Raw genomic sequence first — 24,210 nt, 5'->3', positions numbered from 1 at the left:
GCATGGTCCCGCCCGAGCCGGGCGGGTAGTTACAAGAGAGGTATTTTCATGGCGTCGACCCAGGTTCTGGCAGGGTTCCACGCGGTGGTGGCGCGCCTGCGCCACGCGCCGTCCTCGATCAAGGAAATTTACGTCGAAGCCTCGCGGCGCGATAAACGCATGGCGTCGCTGGTGGAGCAGGCCGGACAGGCTGGCTGCAAGGTCCACCCGGTGCCGGTGGAGCGGCTGGAAGGCCTGGCGCGCGGCACCCGGCACCAGGGCGTCGTCGCCCTGGCCGAGCCTGCCCAGTTGGCCGCGGACATCGACGACGTGCTGGACGTCATTGAAGAGCCCGCATTCCTGCTGGTGCTGGATGGCGTGACGGACCCCCACAATCTGGGCGCCTGCCTGCGTACGGCGGACGCCGCCGGCGTGCATGCCGTCCTCGCGCCGCGCGACCGCGCGGTCGGCCTGAACGCGACCGTGCAGCGTGTCGCCTGCGGCGCGGCGGATACGGTGCCGTACATCATGGTCACCAACCTGGCGCGCTCCATGCGGGCCTTGAAGGATCGTGACGTGTGGCTGGTCGGTACCGACGACCAGGCCACCACGCCCATGCACGGCGTGGATGCGCGCCGGCCCATGGCCTGGGTGATGGGCGCGGAAGGCGAGGGCATGCGTCGGCTGACGCGCGAAACCTGCGACGAGCTCGTGCACATACCGATGCTGGGCTCGGTGGAAAGCTTGAACGTCAGCGTGGCAAGCGCCGTCTGCCTGTACGAAACCGTGCGCCAGCGCCAGGGGTAAAATCCCCGGTCTTCCCCGAATTCGGCGCGCGCGATCATGGATAAATCCGGCTTCACCACCACCATTCTTCATTCCGATCGGCGCGATGACGTCGAGCACGGGGCCGTCCACAAGCCTATCCATGTGTCTTCGGAGTACGGCTATGCCGATGCGCGTGAGCTGGCGGCGGTGTTCCAGGGCAAGGCCGGCTATACGTATGCGCGGCAGGGCACGCCCACCACGGCGGCGCTCGAGTCCCGCGTCACCAAGATGGAAAAAGGCGTGGCGAGCGTCAGTTTCGCCACCGGCATGGCGGCGCTGGCGGCGGTCTTCACGACGTTGCTGCGCGCGGGCGACCATCTGGTGTCCAGCCAATTCATCTTCGGCAATACCAACAGCCTGTTCGGAACGCTGGTCGAGCTCGGCGTGGAGATTACCTTCGTCGACGCCACCGACGCCGAGCAGGTGAAGGCGGCGTTGCGTCCCAATACGCGCATGGTGTTCGTCGAGACCATCGCCAACCCGGGCACGCAGGTCGCCGACCTGGTCGCCATCGGCACGCTGTGCCGCGAGCGCGGGCTGGTCTATCTGCTCGACAATACCTTGACGTCGCCATGGATGCTGCGCGGCATGGACGTGCAGGCATCGCTGGTCATGAATTCGCTGTCGAAGTACATCGGTGGCCATGGCAATGCGCTGGGCGGCACGATCACCGACACGGGCCTGTTCGACTGGTCCGGCTATCCGAATATCTTCGAATCCTATCGCAAGGGCCCGCCGACCGGCTGGGGATTGCTGCAGATCAAGAAAAAAGGGCTGCGCGACATGGGCGGCACCTTGGCGGCCGACGCCGCGCATCGCATCGCGGTCGGTTCCGAAACATTGGCCCTGCGTATGCGCAAGCACTGCGACAACGCGCTGGCGCTGGCGCGCATGCTGGAGGCTCATCCCGGCGTGGCCAAGGTGTTCTATCCGGGCTTGCCGTCGCACCCGCAGCATGCGCGCGCGGCGGAGCTGTTCGATGGCTGCTTCGGTGCCTTGATGGGCGTGGAGCTGGTGGACGGCATCGATTGCTTCGAATTCCTCAATCGCCTGCGGGTCGTCATCCTGGCGACGCACCTGGGCGATACCCGGACCCTGGCCTTGCCCGCTGCTCACACCATCTATTACGAAATGGGCGCGCAGCGGCGCGCCCAGATGGGCATCGCCGACAGCTTCATACGCGTATCGGTTGGCATCGAGGACGAAGAAGACCTGCTGGGTGATTTCGATCAGGCGCTGCGAGCCTGTATGAACACCTGAGCCAGGAGCTCCGCAATGCTGATTCAAATCTCCGAAGTCTTCACCAGTGCCGAGGCCGCGGAAATGCGGCGGCGGCTCGAAGCCGCCAGTTGGGTCGATGGCAAGGTCACCGCCGGCCACCAGTCGGCGCAGGTCAAGCAGAACCGCCAGTTGCCGGAGAACGATCCGCTGGCGCAGGAGATGGGCAATCTGGTCCTGCAGCGGCTGGCGCGCAACCCGCTGTTCATGGCGGCCGCCTTGCCACGCAAGATCTTCCCACCGTTGTTCAACCGTTATGAAGGCGGCGAGAATTTCGGCTATCACGTCGATAATGCGGTGCGGCCGATTCCGGGCAGCGCGGATCGCGTGCGCACCGATCTGTCGGCGACGCTGTTCCTGTCCGAGCCCGATAGTTACGACGGTGGCGAGCTGGTCGTCGATGACGTCTACGGCCCGCGCAGCGTCAAGCTGCCGGCGGGCCATATGGTGCTTTATCCAGGCACCAGCCTGCATCGCGTCAACGCGGTGACGCGTGGCGCGCGCATCAGTTCCTTCTTCTGGCTGCAGAGCCTGGTGCGCGAGGACGCGCAGCGGTCGCTGTTGCTTGAGCTGGATGTCGCCATTCAAAGGCTGACGCAGGACGTCAAGGAACATCCTTCGCTGGTGCAATTGACTGGCGTTTATCACAATCTGCTGCGTCGCTGGGTCGACGTGTAGCATCGCGACGCAAAGCAAGTAACTACGCGGGTTTTCGGCCGATTTTTTCTTGACAGCCTTGTGTCGCCGGTGCCTAATACGCCTCTACGTCGCTCCTGGTTTGCCCGCGTCAACGCCGGCAGGATCATGGGCGGCGTAGCAATTTAAGCGTCGCGGTTTGTCATGCAAACCGTTCAAGAAGAAGTCGTTCGAATGTCTTGCCGGCCGCCGCGCGGTCCCCAAGGCACCATACCTGTGAGGGGTAATCCTGCATGAACAAAACTGAGCTCATCGACCACATCGCCAGCAAGGCCGATATTTCGAAGGCGGCCGCGGGCCGTTCGCTCGACGCCTTGATCGGCGCAGTGAAGTCGACGTTGAAGAAGGGCGGCACCGTAACATTGGTTGGTTTCGGCACGTTTGCCGTGTCGTCCCGTGCAGCACGTACCGGTCGCAATCCGCGCACCGGCGAAAGCATCAAAATCAAAAAGGCCAAGGTGCCGAAGTTCCGCGCCGGCAAGGCCCTGAAGGACGCAGTCAACTGATCGATTACTCGATCATGATCGCCCGGCGGCACGGATATCACTGAACGCATGGCAGGCAGCGGCCGCGTGCGTTGTTGCGGATGACTCGTTTGCGGCCTTGCCGGGCGATCGCTATAATTTGCGCTTCGCGGCTGGCTCCGCGATGGCATCAAGAGTGGCCCCACTCGATACGGGGTGCTTAGCTCAGCTGGTAGAGCGGCGCCCTTACAAGGCGTAGGTCGGGGGTTCGAACCCCTCAGCACCCACCACTTCAAGCCAGTCCCCCTACAGCGTCGCCTCATAGATCGCCAATGCGTCCGCCTCTTGCAGCGGCCGCGGGTTGTTCACCAGCAGGCGCTGTTGCAGCATCGCGTCGGAGGCCAGGCGAGGCAGGTCGGCGGCGGTGACGCCGACGTCGCGCAGGCGGCGCTCGATGCCTGTACGGTCGATCAATCCATCCAGGTGCGTGATAAAGGCTTCGGTCTTCGCCTTCGCGATGTCCGCGGGCGTTCCGGATGCCACGGCCGCACCCGGCGTCACCATGTCGGCCAGCTCCGCGTACAGCGGCGTCGCGGCCTGCGCATTGAAGCGCAGCACCGGTATCAGCACCAGCGCATTGGAATGGCCGTGCGGCACGTGGAAATGGCCGCCCAGCGGGTAGGCCAGCGCATGCACGGCGGCAACGGGCGCGTTCGAGAACGCCTGGCCGGCCAGCGTGGCGCCCAGCAGCATGGCCTCACGCGCCGCGCCATTGTCCGGCTGTTCGCAAGCCGTGATCAGGTTTTCGCTCAGCAGTCGCAGCGCCTGGGCGGCCAGCATGTCCGACAGCGGGTTCTTCAGGCGCGCCGACGTATAGGCCTCGATGGCGTGCACCATGGCGTCTATGCCGGTGGCCGCCGTGATGGCGGCGGGCAGGCCGATGGTCAGTTCGGCATCCAGCAGCGCCAGATCCGGATACAGCACGGGCGAGACCACACCGCTCTTCGTGGTTTCGCCGGTGGTCACGATGGATACGGCCGTGGCTTCCGAGCCGGTTCCCGCCGTCGTTGGCATCAGCACCAGCGGCAGGCGGGGGCCTTGCACGTTGCCCACGCCATACATTGCTTGCAGCGGCTGCTCGCTGCCGTTCAGCACCGCGATCAGCTTGGCCACATCCATCGACGAGCCACCGCCCAATCCCAGCACGACCTGGGCACTACTGTCGCGTACGCGTCGTGCGCTGGCCAGCACCACGTGTTCGGGCGGATCCGCCACCACGTCGTCCACCACCGTCACCTCCCAGCCATGCGCGGCCAGGCTGTCCAGCGCCGGCCGCAGCAGGCCGCTGCGATGCAGGAACGCGTCGGTGATCACGGCGATGCGCGCGGCGGCCGGGAAGCGCTCGCGCAGGATCTGGCCCAGGCGCCGCGCGGCGCCGTATTCCGCATGGATGCTGGGCACCGTGTTGAAAGTGAAGGTCATCATCATTGTCTCCGGCCGGTGGGTGCGACGCGTCGGTATGCGCGCTAGCCCGTGTCTGCTTCACCATGCCGGCCTCAATTTATCGCAGGTCTTCGGAACGTGCCGATCCAGAGGCCCTCCCTAAGCCTGGTCCCACAGGCTCGAATGATTTTGCGAATAATTCCTATTTGAGATAGCATGTCGGACTCATTCCGAGCCGCGCATGCCGTCGGCGGCTCGCGGTTCAACTCAAGACAGGGCATCGGGCTGGTTCATGCCTAGCAACAAACGAAGCAGTTGGTCCACATCGTCGAATTCTTCCCTGGGCGTCAGGCTGGGAGCGGGAATCGTCGTGGTGGCCGTGCATGCCGTGGTCGCGGGAGCCATGCTGTCGACCCAGGAAGTGGTGCCGCTTCCGCCGGAAAGCCAGCCCATCATGGTCAGCGTGGTGGAAGCGCCTATCCCGCAGGTTGCGAAGGCGCCCGAGACCCCCGAACCGCCCAAGCCCGAGGTCCAGCCACCCACGCCGCCGGAGCCGCAGGTCCAGCCCCAACCCGAACCGGACCCGACCCCACCGGAAAAAGCCGAGCCCGAACCGGAGCCCGAGCCCGTTATCGAAAAGCCGGTCGAGCCCGCGCCCAAGCCCAAACCCAAGCCCAAGCCACAGCCCAAGCCGAAGCCTCAGCCGGTAAAGGAGACGCCGCCGCCCAAGCCCGTGGAGCAGCCGCCGGCACCGCCTGTGCCGCCCACCGGCGCGCCCGATGGGGCCACGACGACCCAGGCCCCGCGCCAGGGGCCGCCGCGCGATCAGCCCGAGACCGTCTCCAATATCGAGTACCTGGGAGCGGGGCCGTCCGCGGTCTATCCCATGGCGTCGAAGCGGCGCCGGGAAGAAGGCCGGGTGACGGTGCTGGTGGTCGTCAATCCCCAGGGCGTGATCGAAAGAGCGACGGTCGTGTCGTCTTCCGGTTTCCCCCGATTGGACGAAGCCGCGCTCGACGCCGTACGCCGCGTCCGATTCAAGCCCTACACGCGCAACGGCGTCGCCTATACGGTCCAGGCACGTATTCCGTTCGATTTCAATATAAGGAACTGAGATGTCCATCGCACACCACATCGCCATGGTGCTGGCGCAGGCCACGCCCGCCGCGCCGGCTGCCCCCGGCGCCGGGCAGGCCGCCGGGACGGCGCTGCAGGCGCCGGCCATGCAGGGGGCGGCCGCGCCGCTGCCGACGCCCGACATGGGCATCATGCATTTCGTCGCGCAGAGCGATGTCGTCGGCAAGACGCTGTTCGTCATCCTGCTGCTGATGTCCTTGATCACCTGGTACCTGATCGTCGTCAAGGCGATCAACAGCGCCATGATCCGCAGGCGTTCGCGAGATTTCCTGAACAAGTTCTGGAGCTCCAGTTCGCTGGAGCAGGTCGAAAACGAAATCGCCACGCACGGTGCGCGCGACCCGTTCTCGCACCTGGCCTCCCACGCCATGCACGCGCAGGCGCACCATGCGAAGTACGGCGCCGTGACGCTTTCCGAGGCGGGTTCCAACGGCGAGTTCGTGACGCGCACGATGCGCAAGGTGATCGACGAAGAAACCGCCAAGCTCGAAAACGGCCTGACGGTACTGGCTTCGGTAGGGTCCACCGCGCCTTTCGTCGGCCTGTTCGGCACGGTGTGGGGCGTCTACCACGCCCTGGTGGGCATCGGCATGGCCGATGGGGTCACCATCAACCGTATCGCCGGCCCGGTGGGCGAGGCGCTGATCATGACCGGCCTGGGCCTGGCGGTGGCGATTCCGGCGGTGCTGGCCTATAACGCTTTCGTGCGCAAGAACCGCGTTTTCCTGTCCCGGCTTGACGCCTTCGCGCACGATCTGTTCGCCTTCCTGACCACGGGTCAGCAGGTGGCCCTGTCGGACGGCAAGGTTCGGGCGATGCGCCGCACCGGCGCGCATCCCGTGCGTGGGAGCGAGTAAATGGCTTTCGGCGGATTCGACAACAAGGGTTCCGGCGGGCACGCGATGTCGGAAATCAACATGGTGCCGCTGATCGACGTGATGCTGGTGCTGCTGGTGATCTTCATCATTACCGCGCCGCTGCTGGCCCATTCGATCCGGATCAATATGCCGCAGGTCAGCGCAGAACCGGTCAAGGAAGAGCCCAAGACCATCGATCTGGCGATCGACGCCAATGGTCAGCTGTTCTGGGACGATCAGCCGGTCCTGGAAGCGGAGCTGGCGAATCGCTTCGCGGCGGCTGCCGGCGGGCAGCCTCAGCCTGAGCTTCGCATCCGGGCCGACCTGAATACCCGCTACGAAACCCTGGCGAAGGTCATGGGCGCGGCGCGCCGTTCCGGCTTGGGCCGTATCGGTTTCGTGACCACCCCCGCGCCGGCCACGCCGGCAGGCGCCCCCGCCCAGGGCGCGGCGGCGGCGCCCGCCCGTTGATTGACGAAATTTTTCGTATCGCCGGCCCGGAACCTTGACGCGTTGCGGGTCGGATCGCGCTAGAATCGCGCCATGCGAGTACTCGTAATCGAAGACGACACAACCCTGGGCCATGCGCTGCAGGAGTTTCTGGCCGACCAGGGGTATGCGGTCGATTGGCTCACCGACGGCGACAAGGTTCTGGGCGCCCTGGCGGGCCAACCTTACGATCTGCTTCTGCTCGATCTCAACCTTCCCGGCATGAGTGGCCTGGACGTCCTGCGCCAACTGCGGGCGGACGGCAACCAGGTACCGGTGCTTATACTCACGGCGCGTGACGGTCTGGAAGACCGCGTGGCCGGGCTGGACGCGGGGGCGGACGACTACGTCACCAAGCCCTTCGAACTGCCCGAACTGGCCGCCCGGGTGCGAGCCTTCTTCCGACGGCGCAGCGGGCAGGCGCAGCCGCTGATCGAAGTCGGCCCCCTGGTTTTCGATACCGTCGGGCGCGAAGTCCGCGTCCACGGCGAACGCCTGTCGCTTTCCGTGCGTGAACTTTCCGTCCTGGAAATGCTGATGGCGCGTGTCGGTCGCGTCGTCACCAAGCGGCAGATCGTCAATTCCTTGTCCGCCTGGGACGCCGATTTCAGCGAAAACGCGGTGGAAGTCTACGTGTACCGCCTGCGCAAGCGGCTGGAAGGCACGGGCGCCAGTATTCAAACCGTGCGCGGCTTCGGCTACCTGCTGGATGTGGAAGCGGCCTGAAAGCCGGCTTCCGCGCGGTGACCAAGAAGCCCGGGCGGGGTCTTCCGGCCGGGTTTGCCTACGAACATGACCGTGGATATCCCGTCCGACCGTACCCGTAGCAGCCCGCAAATCCAGCGCTCGTTCCAGTCTGGTCTGCTTCTTCCCCGGGGATCGCTCGCGCGTTACTTGGTCGTGCGGCTGCTGCCCGCCATCCTGCTGCTCGTCTTGCTGGACCTGGCCCTGACATGGGTCATGACGCACAAGATCGACATGACCCTCTGGGAGCTGGAAGATTTCTTCCTGCTGATGGTCGTCGGCCAGATCATCCTGATGTCGCTGTTTGCCTGGGTGGTCGTCCATGGTGTGCGGTCCGGGCTGCGGTCCGTCAACCTGCTGTCGGAAGAGATCCGGCAGCGCTCGATCGACGATATGCAGCCGCTGGAGGTCGCCGGCGTCCCGGCCGAAATGGAGCCCTTGGTACTGCATACCAACGATCTGCTCGCGCGCCTGGATTCGTCCCTGGCGGCGCAGCGCCGCTTCATCGGCCACGCCGCGCATCAGCTGCGCACGCCCTTGAGCGGGCTGCGCCTGGAATCGGAATTGATGCTCGCCCGGCCGTTGCCGGACGACGTGCGCGCCCGCGCCGAACGTATCAAGGCCGTCAGCGATCGCATGATCCGCCTGGGACAACAGTTGCTGGTACTGGCCCGTGCCGATCCCAATGCCCGTCCGCAGGACAGCTTCGTGCGGATCGACCTGTGCGAATGGGTGCGCGCCAGCGGGGCGGAATGGATACCGCGGGTACGCGCCGCCCAATTTGAACTGGACCTGAATGCGCCGGAGGTGCCGGTCTGGGTCGACGCCGATCCGCTGCTGCTGGATGAACTGCTGGGCAATCTCATCGACAATGCCCTGCGTTACGGCCCGCCCGGCGGGCGAATCACGCTGACTGTGGGCAGCAACCCGCCCAGCCTGACCGTCATGGACGACGGGCCGGGCATCCCGGTCGAGGACCAGGACCGGGTGTTCGAAGCGTTCTACCGATCGCCCGCCGCGACCGCGGGCGGTTCCGGCCTGGGCCTGGCCATCGTCCGCGAAATCGCACACGCGCACGGCGCGTGGTGGAAGCTTTCCAGCCGCCCCGAATTTCCGGGCACGCGCCTGACCGTGGTGTTTCCCGGTCCTCGCAAAGGCGCTCAATTGACCCGACACGACATTCACGTATGACGACCGGAACCGCAAGCGCGCCCAACCTGGCGGCGCCGCACACCGTGCCTTCCTCCAAGGCCGCCTTGATGATAGGGGCGCTGGGGGTCGTCTACGGCGATATCGGCACCAGCCCGCTCTATACCCTACGCCAGTGCCTGGTGGGGTATGGCGACCTGCAGCCCGCCCACGTGCTGGGCGTGCTCTCCATCCTGTTCTGGATGCTGATGCTGGTGGTGTCGTTCAAGTACGTCACGTTGGTGTTGCGGGCCGACAACCGGGGCGAAGGCGGCACGCTGGCCCTGCTGGAGCTGGCCATACGCGGCAGGCAGGGGAAGGTGAGGGTGCTATTGATCGCCCTGGCGATTTTCGGCGCGGCCTTGTTCTACGGCGACAGCATGATCACACCGGCGATTTCGGTGCTGTCCGCGCTGGAAGGCATCAGCGTCGTCTCGCACCGCTTCGAACATTGGGTGGTGCCCTTGTCGCTGGTCGTGCTGATCGGCCTGTTCATGGTCCAGTCGCACGGCACGGGCGTGATGGGTAAATTGTTCGGCCCCATCATGGGATTGTGGTTCGCCACGCTGGCGGTGCTGGGGGCATGGCAGATCATCCAGACGCCGGCCATCCTGCACGCCTTGAACCCGATGTGGGGCCTGAACTTCGTGATCGAATCGCCGCGCGCCAGTTTCGTGCTGCTGGGATCGGTGGTGCTGGCCTTGACCGGCGCGGAAGCGCTGTATGCCGATATGGGGCATTTCGGCCGCGGCGCCATCCGCCGCGCCTGGTTCTGGATGGTCGCGCCCGCACTGACGCTGTGCTATTTCGGCCAGGGCGCGCTGCTGCTGCGCGATCCCAAGGCGATCGCCAATCCTTTCTTCCTGCTCGCGCCGGAGTGGGGTGTCGTGCCACTGGTGTGCCTGGCGACCGTGGCCACGATCATCGCATCGCAGGCAGTCATTTCCGGCGCCTATTCGATGACGCGCCAGGCCGTCCAGCTGGGCTACTGGCCGCGCATGGAAATCCTGCACACCTCCGCGATCGAAAAAGGCCAGATCTACCTGCCGCAGGTCAACGCGCTGCTGCTGGTCGCGGTGCTGGTGCTGGTGGTGGTGTTCCGCAGCTCCGACAACCTGGCGGCGGCATATGGCTTCGCCGTGACGGGCACCATGCTGACCACGTCCGTGTTGCTGCTGTCGCTGATGTCGCGCGCCGCCGTCAGCGGACCGCGCCGCGCGATGTGGTGGGCCATACTGGGTTTCCTTCTGGTGTTCGACCTGCTGCTGTTTTCGGCCAATGCGCTGAAAGTGCACGAAGGCGGCTGGCTGCCGCTGCTGGTCGGTATCGTCGTGTTTATGCTGATGATGACGTGGCGGCGCGGCCGTTATCTGCTCAGCCAGCAGCAAAAGCGCGACCGGCAGCCGCTCGGCGAATTCATGGAGCAGCTGGAGCAGTTCCCGCCCGCGCGTGTGCATGGCACCGCCATATTCATGACGATGAATCCGGGCAATGTGCCTCCCGCGCTGCTGCACAACCTGAAGCACAACAAGGTGCTGCACGACCATGTCGTGTTCCTGACGATACGCAGTGCGGACGTGCCTTATGTGTCGCCGGAAGAACGGTTCTCGCTGACCAAGCTCAGCGCTTCCAGCTGGCAGGCAGTGTTGACCTACGGCTTCAAGGAAGAGCCCGACGTTCCGGACGCGTTGCGGGAAGTGGCCGAGGCGTATCCGGAAGTCGACCTGGAGCCGATGCGCACGTCCTATTATCTTTCGCGGCAGACCGTGGTGGCCGCCAAGCGGCCGGCCATGCGTGGCTGGCGCCGCGCGGTGTTCGCCTTCATGGCGCGCAACTCCACCCGCAGCACCAAGTTCTTCAAGATTCCGCCGAACCGCGTGGTGGAAATGGGCATGCAGGTAGAACTCTAGCGTCGAGGATACGGGTGTCCTCGGATCGGGACACCCGCGGATCCGGGCGGGCGGCCAGCCCTTCGCCGGTCCGCCGGTGTCGCCCCCTTGAGGGGGAAGCGCGCAGCGCTTCGGAGGTGGGCTTATTTTTTTTCGTCTTTCAGCTGCGGCAGTGCGGCGCCCGGGGACGGAGCCAGCAGGCCGGCCTTGACGTAGGTAAACAGCTTGTCGCGCGTATCGACGATATCCAGGTTGCGCATGGTCAGCTGGCCGATGCGATCCTGCGGCGAGAACACGGATTCGCCTTTTTCCATGGTCAGGCGCTCGGGCTTGTAGGTCAGGTTTTCCGATTCGGTATTGACGATGGAGTAGTCGTTCCCACGGCGCAGCTCGATCGTGACTTCGCCGGTGACGGCGCGAGCCACCCAGCGCTGGGCCGTTTCGCGCAGCATGATGGCCTGCGGGTCGAACCAGCGGCCCTGGTACAGCAGGCGGCCGAGCTTGCGGCCATTTTCGCGATACTGCTCGATGGTGTCTTCGTTGTGGATGCCGGTGACCAGGCGCTCGTAGGCGATGAACAGCAAGGCCATGCCCGGGGCTTCGTAGATGCCGCGGCTCTTGGCTTCGATGATGCGGTTCTCGATCTGGTCGCTCATGCCCAGGCCATGGCGCCCGCCGATGCGGTTGGCTTCCAGCATCAGCGCAACCGGGTCGTTGTACTCCACGCCGTTCAGCGCCACCGGGCGGCCTTCGACGAAACGCACGCTGACTTCCTCGCGCTTGACGTCGACGTCGTCGCGCCAGAAGGCGACACCCATGATGGGCTGCACGATGCGGATGCCCGAATTCAGGTGTTCCAGGTCCTTGGCTTCGTGCGTGGCGCCCAGCATGTTCGAGTCGGTGGAATACGCCTTTTCCGCCGACATGCGGTATTCGAAGCCGGACTGGCGCATGTACTCCGACATCTCGGCGCGGCCGCCCAGCTCATCGATGAAGGCCTGGTCCAGCCAGGGCTTGTAGATCTTGAGTTCGGGATTGGTGAGCAGGCCGTAGCGATAGAAGCGCTCGATGTCGTTGCCCTTGAACGTGCTGCCGTCGCCCCAGATATTGACGTTGTCTTCCTTCATCGCGGCCACCAGCATGGTGCCCGTGACGGCGCGGCCGATCGGGGTCGTATTGAAATACGTGATGCCGGCGGTGGAAATGTGGAAGGCGCCGCTTTGCAGCGCGGCGATGCCTTCGGCCACGAGCTGGCTGCGGCAATCCACCAGGCGGGCCTTTTCGGCGCCGTACTGCATGGCCCGGCGCGGGATTTCGTCGTAGTCGGGTTCGTCCGGCTGGCCCAGGTTGGCGGTATAGGCAAAGGGCACCGCGCCTTTTTCGCGCATCCAGTGAAGCGCGGCGCTGGTGTCCAGCCCGCCTGAAAACGCGATGCCGACCTTCTGGCCGACGGGGATGTGCTGAAGGATGGTTGCCATTACGGTGTCGCCTGGGTGGAGAAAACCCGTGATTTTACCGCTTTTGGCGCCGGCGAGACGGGCGTTGCCGTCAGGCCGGTCTTGCGCCAACATGGCACTTTTTCCGCGAGGAAGGCATGGAACATCTATCGCAGGGCGCACCGGACGGATCGACGGCGATTCCGGGGACATCGACCGATGTGTTGCTGCTGAAGCTGGCCGGCCGCCGCCTGACCGGCGCGCAACTGGCCGCGCTGGCGGGCGAACTGGGGGCGGGTGCCGCCGATGGGCCGCTCGCCGTGCAGGGCTACGCAGGCGTGGATACCGAAGAAACCTACGTGTACTGCCGTTTGTCCGCGCAGGGACGCGGGCCTGGCGCGGCGTTGCTGGCCCGCGCGCGGCGTGCATTTCCGGACGCCGCGGCTCAGTGGCTGCGCAGGGTGTCGGATATCCCGGGCGCGTCGGCGGGCAAGGCCGCGCCGTGGCACTACATCGTGGAGACCGACGTGCTGCCCGAGGCGGACCAGGATCTGAACGATTGGTACGACAAGGAGCACCTGCCCGGCCTGGCCGGCGTCCCCGGCACGGTGCGCGCGGAGCGCTTCGCGTGCGACGAGGGCTCGCCCCGCTACCACGCCTGCTATGACCTGGAAACGCGTGAAACCTTCGGAAGTCCGCCTTGGCTGGCGGTCCGGGCCAGCGCGTGGAGCGACCGCGTGCGGCCCTCGTTTCGCAATACCAAGCGAACCATGTTCAGGGCGATCGCAAGCTAGGCCGGCTGGGCGGGCAGCCTGGGCCGCCGCATCAGGACAGGCGGCCCAGCAGCAGGAATTCCATCAGGGCCTTCTGCACGTGCAGTCGGTTTTCCGCCTCGTCCCAGACCACGCTTTGCGGGCCGTCGATGACGTCGCCGGTGACTTCCTCGCCCCGGTGCGCCGGCAGGCAGTGCATGAAGACCGCATCGGACGCGGCCACGGCCATCATGTCGGCGTCCACGCACCAGTCGGCGAAGGCCGCGCGGCGCTGTTCGTTTTCAGCCTCATAGCCCATGCTGGTCCAGACATCGGTCGTGACCAGGTGAGCGCCGCGGCAGGCTTCCATGGGGTCCTTGAACTGCCGCAGCACCGTCGCCGGCGGGGTGCCGATGCGCACGGGGTCGAGTTCGTATCCCGAAGGCGTCGACACATGCAGCGTGAAGCCCAGCATTTCCGCGGCCTGCAGCCACGTGTACGACATATTGTTGGCATCGCCCACCCAGGCCACGGTCTTGCCGCGGATGGGGCCGCGGTGTTCCACATAGGTGAAGATGTCGGCCAGGATCTGGCAGGGATGATATTCGTTGGTCAGGCCATTGATGACCGGTACGCGGGAATGCGAGGCGAACCGTTCGATGCGGGTCTGCTCGAAGGTGCGGATCATGACGATGTCGACCATGCGCGAAATGACGCGCGCGGTGTCCTCGATCGGTTCCGCGCGCCCGAGCTGGGAATCGTTGGACGTCAGGTTGATGACCGATCCGCCCAGTTGGTACATGCCGGCCTCGAAGGACACGCGCGTGCGCGTGCTGGCCTTTTCGAACACCATGGCGAGCGTGCGATCGTGCAGCGTCATGTGCGGTTCGTAGCGCTTGAACTTGTCCTTGATCAGGCGAGCGCGATCCAGCACGTAGTCGATTTCAGCGGCGGAAAAATCACGGAACTGCAGGAAGTGGCGCAGGGGGCCGTTCTGGGTGCTTGCTGTTGTCATGGTCGGTCTGCACATCGTTGGTCCCGCCCACTGGCGGCGGGGCGCCTCATTATGCCCGTTCTTTTTTAAAAAACGACGGTCACGGCGGAGATGCGTGGAAAAGCGCGGGAAAACCGCAAGAATGCCAGCTGTTCGACCGCGAGGCGATTGGCCGAATACAATGCTGCCAAGCATCAATCATATACAATCGGCATCGCGACCCGGGTGTCGCGGCTGGTCACCTGACGGCGCGCCGCGCCCGTCGCCGACAGCAGAACCAACGGTATTCCGCGTGCGACAAATCGTTATCCTCGGTGTTACGGAAGAAGGCCAGCGCTTTCGACCCAGTGATTGGGCCGAGCGGCTGGCCGGCGTCATGGCGCAATTCCGGCCCCCGGGCAGTGCGCCCGCCAGCCCGCTTTATTATTCGCCCTACGTGTTGCCCGTCATCATCGATGGCCACAGCAGCGTCGTCGTGGACGAACGCCTGCGCGATCTCGAACCCCTGGCCTGGAAGTTCGTCATGGACTTTGCCAAGGACAACCGGCTGAAAACCGAGGAACGCGAAATCGCCCATCCGTCGTGATGGGGATTCCGCCGTCCCGATGCTTATTCCGTCACGGGCGTGATCACCTTGCCGGTCCGCAGGTAAGCCTGCAGATTCTCGATCATCAGGTTCTCCATCTCCCGGCGCGTCTCGTACGTCGCACTGCCGATATGAGGTAGCAGCACCACGTTGTCGTTTGCCTTCAGCGCATCCGGGACCTTGGGCTCATGCTCGAACACGTCGAGCGCCGCGCTGCCGAGCTTGCCGGATTGAAGCGCTTCGACCAGCGCGGTTTCATCGATGACCGGGCCCCGCGCGATATTGATGATGGTGCCTTGCGGACCCAGCGCTTCCAGGACTTCCCGCGAAATCAGGTGGCGCGTGCCGGGGCCGCCCACCGTGGCCACGACCAGGAAATCGGCCCATCGCGCCAGCTCCACCAGCGAGGCTTCGTACGCGTAGGGGACGTCGTCGCGTTTGTTGCGGCTGTGATACCGCACGTCCATGTCGAAGCCGGCACCGCGCCTGGCGATGGCCTGGCCGATGCGGCCCAGGCCGACGATGCCCAGTTTTTTGCCGCTGACCCGGCTGCCCAGCGGAATGCTTCCATGTACCTGGCCCCATCCCCCGGTGCGTACGAAGCGATCGCCGTAGGCGATGCGGCGGGCGGAGGCGATCATCAGGCCCCAGGCCAGATCGGCAACGCAGTCGGTCAGTACGTCAGGCGTATTGCTGACCTGCACGCCGCGGCGTTGCGCGGCCTGGATGTCTATCGTTTCGTAGCCGACCCCCCAGCTGCATATCGCCTTCAGGTCCGGCAGGGCGTCGATCATCTCCGCCGTGCAGCCGAAATTGGCGGAGGTGACCAGCACATCCACACCCTTGCCGTGTTCGGCCAGGGCGGCCTTCCTGTCCGGATACTTCCACAGCTCGACGACGTCGTAATCCTGCGCGAGCCGTGCGTTCGCGGTGGGAGAGCCGGCATACGAGCCGACCTGGATGATGCGATGCTTGGTGGTCATTGAGTACGTCCGATGGGGACGCCCGGTCCGCTAGTCGCCGGGCGCCTGGAAGCGGGAGCGGCTAATTTACTCCAACTTGATATTGCTCTTGGCGATCACGTCCTGCCAGCGCTTGACCTCGGCCTGCTGGAATTTCGTGAAGGCCTCGGGGCTGTCGGCGACGACTTCGAAGCCCAGGCCATGCAGTGTTTTTTCCACCCCGGGATCCCGCAGCGTTTTGCGCAGGCTGTCGGACAACTGGCTCACGATGTCGGCCGGCGTCGCGGCGGGCACCGCGAAACCCTGCCAGGAGTACACGATCATGTCCTTCACGCCTGCCTGCGCCATCGTCGGGACGTCGGGCAGGTCCGGGATACGCTGGTCGCCTGTCGTCGCCAGGGCCTTGAGCTTGCCGGCCTTGATGTGATTGAGCACGGCGCCCAGGTTCTGGAACGAGACATTCACCTGATTGCCCATCAGGTCGCTGATGGCCGCGCCGCCGCCTCGGTAAGGGACGTCGACCCCCGAAGTATCGGTTTTCTGGCGGAACAGCACCGCCGACAGGTGATCCGACGAGCCGGTGCCGGACGACGCGTAGGACACCGCGCCCGGATTCTTCCTGGCGTAAGCGATCAGCTCGGCCACGCTCGCGGCGGGAAAGTTGGGCGATGCCACCAGCACGTTGGGATTGCGCACCGCCATCGTCAGGAATTTGAAGTCCTTGCTTGGGTTGTACGACAAGTCTTTGTACAGCGCCTGGTTGATCGCGAAGGTGCCGATGGAACCGACCATCATCGTGTAGCCGTCCGGCGTTGCGCGCGCCAGCGCCTGGGCGCCGATCGAGCCATTGGCGCCGGGCTTGTTTTCGACCAGGAAGGTCTGGCCGAGCAGCTTGTTCATGCCCGGCAGGACGGCGCGCGCCGTGATGTCCGAGGATCCGCCTGGGACGAAGGGGACGATGACGGTGACCGGTTTGTCGGGATACTTGGCGGCGGCGGGAAGGGCAGCGGCAAGCGCAAGGGCGGCGGCCGCCGCGATGGCGCGCAAGGGCGAGGTCATGGGTTGTCTCCGGTTTATGGTGAAGTCGTCGATGTCCGCAGCGAGCCGCGGCTTCACTTTTGTCAGTTGTCCGACTACCTGCTTGTAAAACAACTATATGTATTGGACCGCTATATGTCAACCAAGTATACTGCCCGCACAGCGGAGGCCCGGGCGCCATTGCGTTGCCGTACCCGCCTATTTCTACGCCAGAGGAGTAGCACCATGAAGACCACGCCAGTAACGGTGGACGACCTGCGTCGTTCGGTGATCGCGGTACCCCCGCTTGCCCGCGACGCCGATCTCAGCCTGAATGCGCATGCGAACAAGGCCCTGCTGCGGCATCTGGAAGACGGCGGCGTACGCAGCATCATGTACGGCGGTAATGCGAACTTCTATAACGTGGCGGTCAGCGAGTACGCGCGCATCCTGGATTTCCTGGCGGAACAGGCTGGCCCGGACACCTGGATCCTGCCTTCGGCGGGCCCCGACTATGGCAAGTTGATGGACCAGGCCGCCATCCTGAAGGCGCGCGACTTTCCGACGGCTATGCTGCTGCCCATGTCCTTTCCCTATACGGACGCGGGCCTGGCAGATGGTGTGCGCCGCTTCAGCGACACCATATCGCGCCCGGTGGTGGTGTATATCAAGGCGTCCGACTACATTGCGCCGTCGACGCTGGGACGCCTGGTCGAAGAAGGCCGCATCGCGGCCGTCAAGTACGCGGTGGTGCGGCAGGACCCGCTGCAGGATCCCTATCTGTCCGCCTTGCTGAAGGCGGTCGATCGAAGACTCGTGGTCAGCGGCATTGGCGAGCGGCCGGCCATCGTTCACTGCCGTGACTTCGGACTGCAAAGCTTCACGTCGGGTTCGGTGTGCATCGCCCCACGCGGCTCCATGCAACTGCTGCGGCTGCTGCAGCAGGGCCGCTTGCCGGAAGCCGAACGGGTGCGGGCCGCCTATATGCCGCTGGAGGATTGCCGCGATGCCATCAGCCCCATCCGTGTCCTGCACGATGCGGTCACGCTCGCGGGCGTTGCCGATATGGGCCCGATGTTGCCCTTGCTGACCGGCCTGACCCCGGCCGAGCGCGAACGCGTGGCGCCTGTCGCGCGCGCCTTGCTGGCCCGCGATCGCGATGCGCTCGCGGCCTGATCGATCGGCCGAGGATTCCACGGCCGCCGGCACGGGCGATGGCGTACGATGGGTTCTGGATCAAAAGGAGAGCGACGTGTCCATCAAACAACGTCCGCACGATGCGGACGGCGCTCGTCAGGTCGATGTCGTCGTGGGTATCGATAGCGCGCGTATGCTGGATCGCGGCCAACGCGTGCGCCTGGGCGACCAGCTGTACGGACAGATATTCGATCGCATCGCATCGGGCGATCTCAATGTTGGCGACAAGCTGCCGTCCGAGCATGAAATCTGCGAACAGTTCGGCGTGTCGCGCCCGGTCGTGCGCGAAGCGCTGCTCAGGTTGCGGGCCGACGGACTGGTCAGCGCGTATCAGGGCCTGGGCACCTTCGTCATCCATCAGCCCGCGCCGCGCCTCAAGACCTTTGGCGACGTACAGAACGTCGGCGCTTACCTGCGCGCGCAGGAGGTACGGGTCGCGCTGGAAGGCGACGCCGCGCGCCTGGCGGCGCTGCGCCGCACCGACGAACAGTTGAAGAGGATCGTCGAGGCACACAAGGCTTTCGCCGACGGCTTGGCACAAGGCCAGGTGTCCGCGCAGCTCGACCTGGCCTTCCATGCCAGCATCGCCGAAGCCAGCGGCAACGATTTCTTCCCTGGCGTGCTGGAAACGATCCATGAATCCATCCAGGGCTTCATGCGCTTGTCGCTGAACCTGACGCGCACCGGTTCACGGCAGCGCGCGGAGCGCGTGATGGACGAACACGCGAGCATCCTCGCCGCCATACGCGAGCAGGACGGCGAGCGCGCGCGCACCGCCATGCAGTTTCACCTGGGACAGGCGCGCCATCGCCTGGTGGATCGCGAACGCGATTGAAGGCCCGGGGCCCGGGGCCCGCGGCCAGCGGCCAGCGGAATCGGCGGCGGTCCTTGCGAACGCTGCACCATAAGAGAGGAGACAAGGAGTGGCAAGCGAACAAACGGCAGGCTTCCGTGCCTCGCCGCGATCGGTACGCGAGCAGATCGTGCTGGTGCTGACAGCCTGGGGCATGCAGCCCGACCTGGCGGATACCGCCGCGGCGCTGATGGCCGAAACCGATGTTCTGGGTATCGATTCGCACGGTATTTCCATGCTGCCCAGTTATGAGGACAAAGTGCGAGCGGGCACGCTGGCGATCGACGCGCGTCCAAGGCTTGTGCGCGATGGCGTGGCGTCCGCCTTGCTGGATGGCATGGGCGGACTGGGTTATCCCGTGGCCGCGCAGGCCATGCACCTGGCGGTCGACAAGGCGTTGAGCCATGGCGTGGGCGCGGTGGCCGTGCGCAACTCCCACCACTTCGGCGCGGCCGGCGTCTACGCCCGCATCGCCGTGCGGCGTGGCGTCGTGGGACTGGTGACCAGCAGCGCCAACGGCATCATCATGGTGCCGACCGGCGGCGCCATGCCCATGTTGGGCACCAACCCCATCGCCTTCGCCGCGCCGGCGGCGCAGAACGAGCCCTTCGTGCTCGATATGGCGACGACCACGGTGGCCGCCAACAAGGTCAAGGTGTACGACTTCAATGGCAAGGCGCTGCCGCCAGGCTGGGCGATCGACGGGCGCGGCGAGCCGGTCACGGATGCGGCGCAGGCCATGGCCTATATTTTCACGCACCCGGAAGGCGGGCTCACGCCGTTGGGCGGCACGCCGGCCATGAGCAGCCACAAGGGATATGGCCTGGCGATGATGGCGCAGATCCTGGGCTCGACGCTGAGCGGCAGCGGCTTCGCGGCGCTGCATGCCAGGCGCCGCGGCCCGCGCGATCCGGACAACATCGGGCATTTTTTCCTGGCCTTGAATCCGGATGCGTTCCGCGATGCCGGATCCTTCGAGGCGGACCTGGATGACATGATCGACGCGATGCATGACACGCCGCGGGCTCGGCCCGACGTGCCGGTGCTGGTGGCCGGCGAACCGGAAGCGCAGGCACGTATCCATCGCGAAGCGCACGGCATACCGATCCCACCGGCCCTGGACACGCGGCTGCGCGACATCTGCCAGCGGTGCGGCGTCGGCTACGTGCTGGAGCCGTCGGTACAAGGCTGATGAAGGAAGACCCTCTCCGCCGGCGGCGCGCGCCGGTATCCACGGCGTAGCGCTCGCGCGGCCGGCACTATCAGGAAGACCAGGATGACCTCACCCATACCCAATCGCTTTCGCCAGCGCATCCTTGCCCGCGAGACCGTCATCGGTTTCTGGATGAGCATGGCCAGCCACATCACCGCCGAACTGGCCGGGCTGGCCGGCTATGATTGGCTGCTGCTGGACGGCGAGCATTCGCCCAATGACGTGCCCATGTTCCTGCAGCAGTTGCAAGCCTTGCAGGGCAGCGAATCGGCGCCCGTGGGGCGGCCGACGATCAACGATCCCGTGGAGATCAAGCGGCTGCTGGACATAGGCTTCTACAACCTGCTGATTCCCTTCATCGAATCCGCGGACGAGGCGCGCCGCGCGGTGGCCGCTACTCGCTACCCGCCGGCCGGCATGCGCGGCGTAGCCGGCCTGCAACGCAGCAACCGATTCGGCACGGTGCCGGACTATCTGCAATCGATCAACGAGAATATCTGCGTGCTGCTGCAGATAGAAAGCCGCCCGGGCATCGAAGCGGTCGACGATATTGCCGCCGTCGAAGGTGTGGATGGGATTTTCATCGGCCCTTCGGATCTGGCGGCGGCGTTGGGGCATATCGGCAATCCATCGCATCCCGAAGTCCAGGCCGCCATTCGCCATCTGTACGAACGCGCCAGCGCCCACGGCAAGGCCGTCGGCATACTCGCCCCGGTCCCGGCGGACGCGAAACGGTATCTGGACATGGGGATGCACTTCGTGGCCGTCGGTACCGACCTGGGCGTGTTCAAGCAGGCGACCTTCGCGTTGCGGGACGCGTTTCGATAGGGCGGCGTGGCTGGAACAAAAAAGGACGCCTTGCTGGCGTCCTTTTCTTTTTGCCGATGGAGACCGGCGGCGCTGCGGATCTTGCGCGTAGGCCGGCACCACCCCAACGAAGGGGCGGCTATCCGATCAGAACAGGCGTATCAGGCCAGCGCCTTGACGGCGGCAGCCAGACGGCTCTTGTGGCGAGCAGCCTTGTTCTTGTGGATGATGTTCTTGTCGGCGACGCGGTCAATCACGCTGGTCGCCTTTTGCAGCACAGCGGCAGCAGCCGTCTTGTCGCCGGCTTCCACGGCCTGGCGAACGCGCTTGATAGCGGTGCGCAGCATGGAACGCAGGCTGGAATTGTGCTTGTTGCGCTCCACCGATTGGCGGGCGCGCTTGCGGGCTTGGGCAGTATTGGCCATGTAGAGTCAGTTAGAAATTCGGCAAAGCTCAACATTTTAGCAAGCTCGCGCCGAAAAGCAAGCCTGACGCGTGGTTTCGAGCCTAGCGTTACGTCTGCACGACGTCTATGGTGACCAGCCACGGCGTGTAGCGCCGTACATTGATCGGCACGTTCTGTTCCAGCGTGTCCAGGGTGGCGTCGGTGTCATCCAGCGGGAACTGGCCCGTGACGGGCAGGCCACCCGCCGCCATCGATACTCTCAGGATGCCCCCCCGGTAGGGGCGTAGCGCCGCAATGACGTCCGCCAGCGGGCGGTTGCGAACCGCGATCCAGCCGGTTTCCCAGGCCGCGTCGGCCAGCAGCTCGGCCCTGGGCGAGTCCACGCGCGCGTCGTCGAAGCGCGCGCCCATGCCGGCGCCGATGACGCCGCGCGTTTTTTCCAATGTCTGGATTTCGACTTCGTGCTCATGCACGACCACCAGCGAACGCCTGGCCTGCTGGCGCACCATGAAACGCGTGCCCAGCGCCCGCACCGTGCCCTGGTCCGTGGTGACGACGAAGGGGCGGTTGGGATCGCGGGCGACCGAGACGGTGATCGCGCCTTCGAGCAGGCGCACATTGCGTTGGGTGCCCGCGAAATCCAGTTGCACGCGTGAACGCGCATCCAGCAGCATCTGGCTGCCGTCGGAGAGCATATAGAGGCGTCGTTCGCCCGTGGCCGTGGCGGCGTCCGCCGTCAGGTTGTGCAGTGGATAGATTTCGTTCAGCACCGCGGAGCCCACCACCACGGCGGTCACCGCGGCGGCGCCGCTGGCGACGAAGCGGCGGCGCGCCGGGTTGACGGGCGTGGGTGGCAGCGCCGGACGTGGCGTCGAACGGTACGCCGCCATCGCGGGCGTCAGGGGCGGCCGGCTGTTCGACGTGGAAAATCCGATGGGATAGAAGTCGCTGAGGCGCCCGAAGGACGAACCAAGCGCCGACGTCAATTGCTGCCAGGCGCTTTCGTGCATGGGGTTCTGCGCGCGCCATGCCAGGAAATCAGCGTAGTCGGACTGCGACGCGCGGCCCGAACGCAGCAGCAGCAGCCAGTTTACGACCTGGTCTGCGACGGGCGTCGATTTGTCCGGGGTGGCGTCCTGATCCAAAGTGGCTTCCAAAGAACCGGCGTCCGGTAGCCGGCGAGGGTGTCGAATTGTAAATATTAAAGCGTTTTATCAAGAAGAGGGGCAATTTGCCAGTGAAGTAAGCAAAAAATCCGGCGAGCGCGCGGCGTCCAGAGGGCGCTCGGGCCTTTGGTGACCTGCATGGACTACACCCGCGCGTCCATCAAGCGAGTTAAGCCTTGCTCTGCCGCCGCATGCGAATTCCCGCCGATGTCTTGTGGATACAACATCGATGCTCAGGCGGCCTTGGCGGACGCGTTGGCCGGGCGCCGGCTGAAGTCGCGCGGGCGGAAACCGCACAGGAACAGCACGCCGAAGTAGGCAGCGCCGCTCGCGGCCAACACGGTGGCCAGCAGGGCGACGCGCGTCCAGCTGCGCCCCTGCAGGGCAATCCAGTCGAGGCGGGCGTCGGCGTACAGCAGCACGACGCCCAGGGCGGCCAGCGCGGGCAGCAGGCGCAGCAGGAACGGCAGCCAGCCGGGACTGGGCCGGTAGACGGCGCGCCGGTGCAACACCGCCAGCAGCAGCAGGGCGTTCAGGCACGCGCCCAGGCCGATGGCCAGGGCCAGGCCCGCGTGCGCCAGGCGGGGCACCAGCAGCAGGTTCAGCGCCTGCGTGGCGATCAACGCTACGACGGCGATCTTGACCGGGGTGCGGATGTCCTGGCGGGCGTAGAACCCCGGGGCCAGGATTTTCACCGCGAGCAGGCCGATCAATCCGACGGAATAGGCCATCACGGCCATGCGGGTTTGCAGGACGTCGTGCGCCCCGAACGCCCCATAGTGGAACAGGGTCGCCACGACGCCGTCGGAAAGCAGCGCCAGGCCGAGCGCGCCGGGCAATCCCAGCAGCAGCGTCAAGCGCAGGCCCCAATCCAGCAGCGCGCTGTAGGCGACGGCGTCGTTGCGCGCGTTGGCGGCGGAAAGGCTGGGCAGCAGCACGGTGCCCAGCGCAACGCCCAGCAGTGCGGTGGGAAACTCCATCAGCCGATCCGCGTAGGACAGCCACGTCACGCTGCCCGGTGGCAGCCAGGTGGCGATGTTGGTATTGATCAGGAGCGAGATCTGCGCTACGGACACGCCAACGATGGCCGGCAGCATCTGCTTCAGGATCCGCCGGACCGTGGGATCCGACCAGGCCTCCCGCACGCGCAGGCTATAGCGGGGCACCAGGCCCAGGCGCGCCAGTGCCACCCACTGGATAGCCAGTTGCAGCACGCCGCCCGCCATCACGCCTATGGCCAGCGCATATACCGGCGGGTGGTAGCGGGGCGCCAGCCACAGGCAGGCCGCGATCATGGACAGGTTCAGCAGCACCGGCGTGAAAGCCGGCACCGCGAAGCGACGCCAGGTGTTCAATACCCCGGACGCGAACGCCACCAGGGACATGCAAAGGATGTACGGGAACATCATCCGCGTCATCCAGACCGCCGCGTCGAAGGCCTGCGTGCCGGCTTCGCCGCGCAGGCCGCTGGCCATCGCGGTGACTACCCACGGCGCCAGTGCGATGCCGACCAGGGTCAGCAGCATCAGCGCGCAGGTAAGCAGCAGGGCGACCCGGTCCAGCAGGGTGCGGACGTGTACGTCCCCGTGCTGCGTGCGCACCGTGCCCAGGATGGGCACGAAGGCCTGCGCGAACGCGCCTTCGGCGAACAGCCGCCGCAGCAGGTTGGGAATGCGGAAGGCCACCCAGAACGCGTCGGTCAGTGGCCCGGCGCCAAAGGCGCGGGCTATGAGCACGTCGCGAATCAGGCCGGCGATACGGGACAGCAAGGTGAAGCTGCTGACCGTGGCGGCCGATCGCAACAGGCTCATGGTGCGGACGGTGAGGAC

24 protein-coding genes and 1 tRNA gene are annotated in these 24,210 nt (G+C 65.5%); 17 read left to right on the top strand and 8 right to left on the bottom strand.

The genetic code is table 11. The features are described 5' to 3' along the window. Nucleotides 1–48: 48 nt before the first annotated feature. The 5 genes from rlmB to CAL12_RS17570 all read left to right on the top strand — a co-directional run bounded on the left by rlmB (nucleotide 49) and on the right by CAL12_RS17570 (nucleotide 3,535). Entirely contained in the window at nucleotides 49–786 is a 738-nt protein-coding gene (rlmB, locus tag CAL12_RS17590; protein WP_086065817.1) for a 23S rRNA (guanosine(2251)-2'-O)-methyltransferase RlmB, read from the top strand. Nucleotides 787–822: 36 nt separating this feature from the next. Then, on the top strand, nucleotides 823–2,067 hold the full coding sequence (locus CAL12_RS17585) for a cystathionine gamma-synthase family protein (protein ID WP_086065816.1): 1,245 nt from the start codon (nucleotides 823–825) through the stop codon (nucleotides 2,065–2,067). Between the two features lie 15 nt (nucleotides 2,068–2,082). After that, a complete protein-coding gene (locus CAL12_RS17580; protein WP_086065815.1) occupies nucleotides 2,083–2,763 on the top strand; it encodes a Fe2+-dependent dioxygenase in 681 nt (226 codons plus the stop codon). A 251-nt stretch (nucleotides 2,764–3,014) separates the two neighbouring features. Continuing rightward, entirely contained in the window at nucleotides 3,015–3,287 is a 273-nt protein-coding gene (locus tag CAL12_RS17575; RefSeq protein WP_066637942.1) for an HU family DNA-binding protein, read from the top strand. A gap of 172 nt (nucleotides 3,288–3,459) precedes the next feature. Further along, a tRNA-Val gene (locus tag CAL12_RS17570) sits at nucleotides 3,460–3,535 on the top strand. Between the two features lie 16 nt (nucleotides 3,536–3,551). Here CAL12_RS17570 and CAL12_RS17565 read toward each other — a convergent pair. Then, nucleotides 3,552–4,730: an iron-containing alcohol dehydrogenase gene (locus tag CAL12_RS17565; protein ID WP_086065814.1), complete on the bottom strand. Its 1,179-nt coding sequence runs from the start codon at nucleotides 4,728–4,730 to the stop codon at nucleotides 3,552–3,554. Between the two features lie 250 nt (nucleotides 4,731–4,980). On the opposite strand from CAL12_RS17565, the gene CAL12_RS17560 reads away from it, so the two are divergent. The 6 genes from CAL12_RS17560 (at nucleotide 4,981) to CAL12_RS17535 (ending at nucleotide 11,013) form a co-directional block, all read left to right on the top strand. After that, nucleotides 4,981–5,802: an energy transducer TonB gene (locus CAL12_RS17560; RefSeq protein ID WP_086065813.1), complete on the top strand. Its 822-nt coding sequence runs from the start codon at nucleotides 4,981–4,983 to the stop codon at nucleotides 5,800–5,802. 1 nt (nucleotide 5,803) lies between these two features. Continuing rightward, nucleotides 5,804–6,682: a MotA/TolQ/ExbB proton channel family protein gene (locus CAL12_RS17555; RefSeq protein WP_086065812.1), complete on the top strand. Its 879-nt coding sequence runs from the start codon at nucleotides 5,804–5,806 to the stop codon at nucleotides 6,680–6,682. After that, nucleotides 6,683–7,153, top strand: coding sequence for an ExbD/TolR family protein (locus CAL12_RS17550; protein WP_086065811.1), 471 nt, complete (start codon nucleotides 6,683–6,685; stop codon nucleotides 7,151–7,153). Between the two features lie 72 nt (nucleotides 7,154–7,225). Beyond that, nucleotides 7,226–7,897 carry a response regulator transcription factor gene (locus CAL12_RS17545; protein WP_066637933.1) on the top strand — a complete coding sequence of 224 codons (672 nt, stop codon included), beginning with the start codon at nucleotides 7,226–7,228 and terminating at the stop codon, nucleotides 7,895–7,897. 183 nt (nucleotides 7,898–8,080) lie between these two features. Beyond that, a complete protein-coding gene (locus CAL12_RS17540; RefSeq protein WP_232464918.1) occupies nucleotides 8,081–9,106 on the top strand; it encodes a sensor histidine kinase in 1,026 nt (341 codons plus the stop codon). Next, nucleotides 9,103–11,013, top strand: coding sequence for a potassium transporter Kup (locus tag CAL12_RS17535; RefSeq protein WP_086065809.1), 1,911 nt, complete (start codon nucleotides 9,103–9,105; stop codon nucleotides 11,011–11,013). The genes CAL12_RS17540 and CAL12_RS17535 overlap by 4 nt, the downstream gene beginning before the upstream one ends. Nucleotides 11,014–11,135: 122 nt before the next feature. Here CAL12_RS17535 and argG read toward each other — a convergent pair whose 3' ends face one another. After that, a complete protein-coding gene (argG, locus tag CAL12_RS17530; protein WP_086065808.1) occupies nucleotides 11,136–12,470 on the bottom strand; it encodes an argininosuccinate synthase in 1,335 nt (444 codons plus the stop codon). A gap of 116 nt (nucleotides 12,471–12,586) precedes the next feature. Here argG and CAL12_RS17525 point away from each other — a divergent pair, with 116 nt between their 5' ends. Next, entirely contained in the window at nucleotides 12,587–13,222 is a 636-nt protein-coding gene (locus CAL12_RS17525) for a DUF4286 family protein (RefSeq protein ID WP_232464558.1), read from the top strand. A 31-nt stretch (nucleotides 13,223–13,253) separates the two neighbouring features. Here the strand turns inward: CAL12_RS17525 and argF are convergent, their stop codons facing one another. Then, nucleotides 13,254–14,195 (bottom strand): ornithine carbamoyltransferase, encoded by a 942-nt coding sequence (argF, locus tag CAL12_RS17520; protein WP_086065807.1) that lies wholly within the window; start codon nucleotides 14,193–14,195, stop codon nucleotides 13,254–13,256. Nucleotides 14,196–14,466: 271 nt separating this feature from the next. Here argF and CAL12_RS17515 point away from each other — a divergent pair, with 271 nt between their 5' ends. Next, nucleotides 14,467–14,760: a DUF3579 domain-containing protein gene (locus CAL12_RS17515; protein WP_232464557.1), complete on the top strand. Its 294-nt coding sequence runs from the start codon at nucleotides 14,467–14,469 to the stop codon at nucleotides 14,758–14,760. A 23-nt stretch (nucleotides 14,761–14,783) separates the two neighbouring features. Here CAL12_RS17515 and CAL12_RS17510 read toward each other — a convergent pair whose 3' ends face one another. Together CAL12_RS17510 and CAL12_RS17505 are read right to left on the bottom strand one after the other, a co-directional pair. After that, nucleotides 14,784–15,743, bottom strand: coding sequence for a 2-hydroxyacid dehydrogenase (locus CAL12_RS17510; protein WP_086065805.1), 960 nt, complete (start codon nucleotides 15,741–15,743; stop codon nucleotides 14,784–14,786). Between the two features lie 66 nt (nucleotides 15,744–15,809). Next, complete coding sequence (locus tag CAL12_RS17505; RefSeq protein WP_086065804.1) at nucleotides 15,810–16,781, bottom strand: Bug family tripartite tricarboxylate transporter substrate binding protein; 972 nt, start codon at nucleotides 16,779–16,781, stop codon at nucleotides 15,810–15,812. A gap of 204 nt (nucleotides 16,782–16,985) precedes the next feature. Here CAL12_RS17505 and CAL12_RS17500 point away from each other — a divergent pair, with 204 nt between their 5' ends. From CAL12_RS17500 to garL, 4 genes are all read left to right on the top strand, one after another. Beyond that, nucleotides 16,986–17,915: a dihydrodipicolinate synthase family protein gene (locus CAL12_RS17500; RefSeq protein WP_086065803.1), complete on the top strand. Its 930-nt coding sequence runs from the start codon at nucleotides 16,986–16,988 to the stop codon at nucleotides 17,913–17,915. Between the two features lie 154 nt (nucleotides 17,916–18,069). Next, nucleotides 18,070–18,771, top strand: a complete 702-nt coding sequence (locus CAL12_RS17495) for a FadR/GntR family transcriptional regulator (RefSeq protein WP_086067957.1) — start codon at nucleotides 18,070–18,072, stop codon at nucleotides 18,769–18,771. Nucleotides 18,772–18,859: 88 nt separating this feature from the next. Further along, nucleotides 18,860–19,981, top strand: a complete 1,122-nt coding sequence (locus tag CAL12_RS17490) for an Ldh family oxidoreductase (protein WP_269768399.1) — start codon at nucleotides 18,860–18,862, stop codon at nucleotides 19,979–19,981. Nucleotides 19,982–20,065: 84 nt separating this feature from the next. Next, complete coding sequence (garL, locus tag CAL12_RS17485; protein ID WP_086065802.1) at nucleotides 20,066–20,830, top strand: 2-dehydro-3-deoxyglucarate aldolase; 765 nt, start codon at nucleotides 20,066–20,068, stop codon at nucleotides 20,828–20,830. 140 nt (nucleotides 20,831–20,970) lie between these two features. Here garL and rpsT read toward each other — a convergent pair whose 3' ends face one another. The 3 genes from rpsT to murJ all read right to left on the bottom strand — a co-directional run bounded on the left by rpsT (nucleotide 20,971) and on the right by murJ (nucleotide 24,192). Continuing rightward, nucleotides 20,971–21,234, bottom strand: a complete 264-nt coding sequence (gene rpsT, locus CAL12_RS17480) for a 30S ribosomal protein S20 (protein ID WP_086065801.1) — start codon at nucleotides 21,232–21,234, stop codon at nucleotides 20,971–20,973. 88 nt (nucleotides 21,235–21,322) lie between these two features. Beyond that, nucleotides 21,323–22,360: a FecR family protein gene (locus tag CAL12_RS17475; RefSeq protein WP_086065800.1), complete on the bottom strand. Its 1,038-nt coding sequence runs from the start codon at nucleotides 22,358–22,360 to the stop codon at nucleotides 21,323–21,325. A gap of 254 nt (nucleotides 22,361–22,614) precedes the next feature. After that, entirely contained in the window at nucleotides 22,615–24,192 is a 1,578-nt protein-coding gene (murJ, locus tag CAL12_RS17470; RefSeq protein ID WP_086065799.1) for a murein biosynthesis integral membrane protein MurJ, read from the bottom strand. Nucleotides 24,193–24,210 lie beyond the last annotated feature (18 nt).

Source organism: Bordetella genomosp. 8 (assembly GCF_002119685.1).
Classification (GTDB): Bacteria; Pseudomonadota; Gammaproteobacteria; order Burkholderiales; family Burkholderiaceae_B; genus Bordetella_C.
Note: the sequence above shows the minus strand (reverse complement) of the source record. Positions and strands in the feature narration are given on the sequence as shown.

Excerpts from the sequence above, each read along its gene's own strand:
- rlmB (WP_086065817.1), top strand. The coding sequence starts at position 49 with ATGGCGTCGACCCAGGTTCTGGCAGGGTTCCACGCGGTGGTGGCGCGC.
- CAL12_RS17585 (WP_086065816.1), top strand. The coding sequence starts at position 823 with ATGGATAAATCCGGCTTCACCACCACCATTCTTCATTCCGATCGGCGC.
- CAL12_RS17580 (WP_086065815.1), top strand. The coding sequence starts at position 2,083 with ATGCTGATTCAAATCTCCGAAGTCTTCACCAGTGCCGAGGCCGCGGAA.
- CAL12_RS17575 (WP_066637942.1), top strand. The coding sequence starts at position 3,015 with ATGAACAAAACTGAGCTCATCGACCACATCGCCAGCAAGGCCGATATT.
- CAL12_RS17565 (WP_086065814.1), bottom strand. The coding sequence starts at position 4,730 with ATGATGACCTTCACTTTCAACACGGTGCCCAGCATCCATGCGGAATAC.
- CAL12_RS17560 (WP_086065813.1), top strand. The coding sequence starts at position 4,981 with ATGCCTAGCAACAAACGAAGCAGTTGGTCCACATCGTCGAATTCTTCC.
- CAL12_RS17555 (WP_086065812.1), top strand. The coding sequence starts at position 5,804 with ATGTCCATCGCACACCACATCGCCATGGTGCTGGCGCAGGCCACGCCC.
- CAL12_RS17550 (WP_086065811.1), top strand. The coding sequence starts at position 6,683 with ATGGCTTTCGGCGGATTCGACAACAAGGGTTCCGGCGGGCACGCGATG.
- CAL12_RS17545 (WP_066637933.1), top strand. The coding sequence starts at position 7,226 with ATGCGAGTACTCGTAATCGAAGACGACACAACCCTGGGCCATGCGCTG.
- CAL12_RS17535 (WP_086065809.1), top strand. The coding sequence starts at position 9,103 with ATGACGACCGGAACCGCAAGCGCGCCCAACCTGGCGGCGCCGCACACC.
- argG (WP_086065808.1), bottom strand. The coding sequence starts at position 12,470 with ATGGCAACCATCCTTCAGCACATCCCCGTCGGCCAGAAGGTCGGCATC.
- CAL12_RS17525 (WP_232464558.1), top strand. The coding sequence starts at position 12,587 with ATGGAACATCTATCGCAGGGCGCACCGGACGGATCGACGGCGATTCCG.
- argF (WP_086065807.1), bottom strand. The coding sequence starts at position 14,195 with ATGACAACAGCAAGCACCCAGAACGGCCCCCTGCGCCACTTCCTGCAG.
- CAL12_RS17510 (WP_086065805.1), bottom strand. The coding sequence starts at position 15,743 with ATGACCACCAAGCATCGCATCATCCAGGTCGGCTCGTATGCCGGCTCT.
- CAL12_RS17505 (WP_086065804.1), bottom strand. The coding sequence starts at position 16,781 with ATGACCTCGCCCTTGCGCGCCATCGCGGCGGCCGCCGCCCTTGCGCTT.
- CAL12_RS17500 (WP_086065803.1), top strand. The coding sequence starts at position 16,986 with ATGAAGACCACGCCAGTAACGGTGGACGACCTGCGTCGTTCGGTGATC.
- CAL12_RS17495 (WP_086067957.1), top strand. The coding sequence starts at position 18,070 with ATGCTGGATCGCGGCCAACGCGTGCGCCTGGGCGACCAGCTGTACGGA.
- garL (WP_086065802.1), top strand. The coding sequence starts at position 20,066 with ATGACCTCACCCATACCCAATCGCTTTCGCCAGCGCATCCTTGCCCGC.
- rpsT (WP_086065801.1), bottom strand. The coding sequence starts at position 21,234 with ATGGCCAATACTGCCCAAGCCCGCAAGCGCGCCCGCCAATCGGTGGAG.
- murJ (WP_086065799.1), bottom strand. The coding sequence starts at position 24,192 with ATGAGCCTGTTGCGATCGGCCGCCACGGTCAGCAGCTTCACCTTGCTG.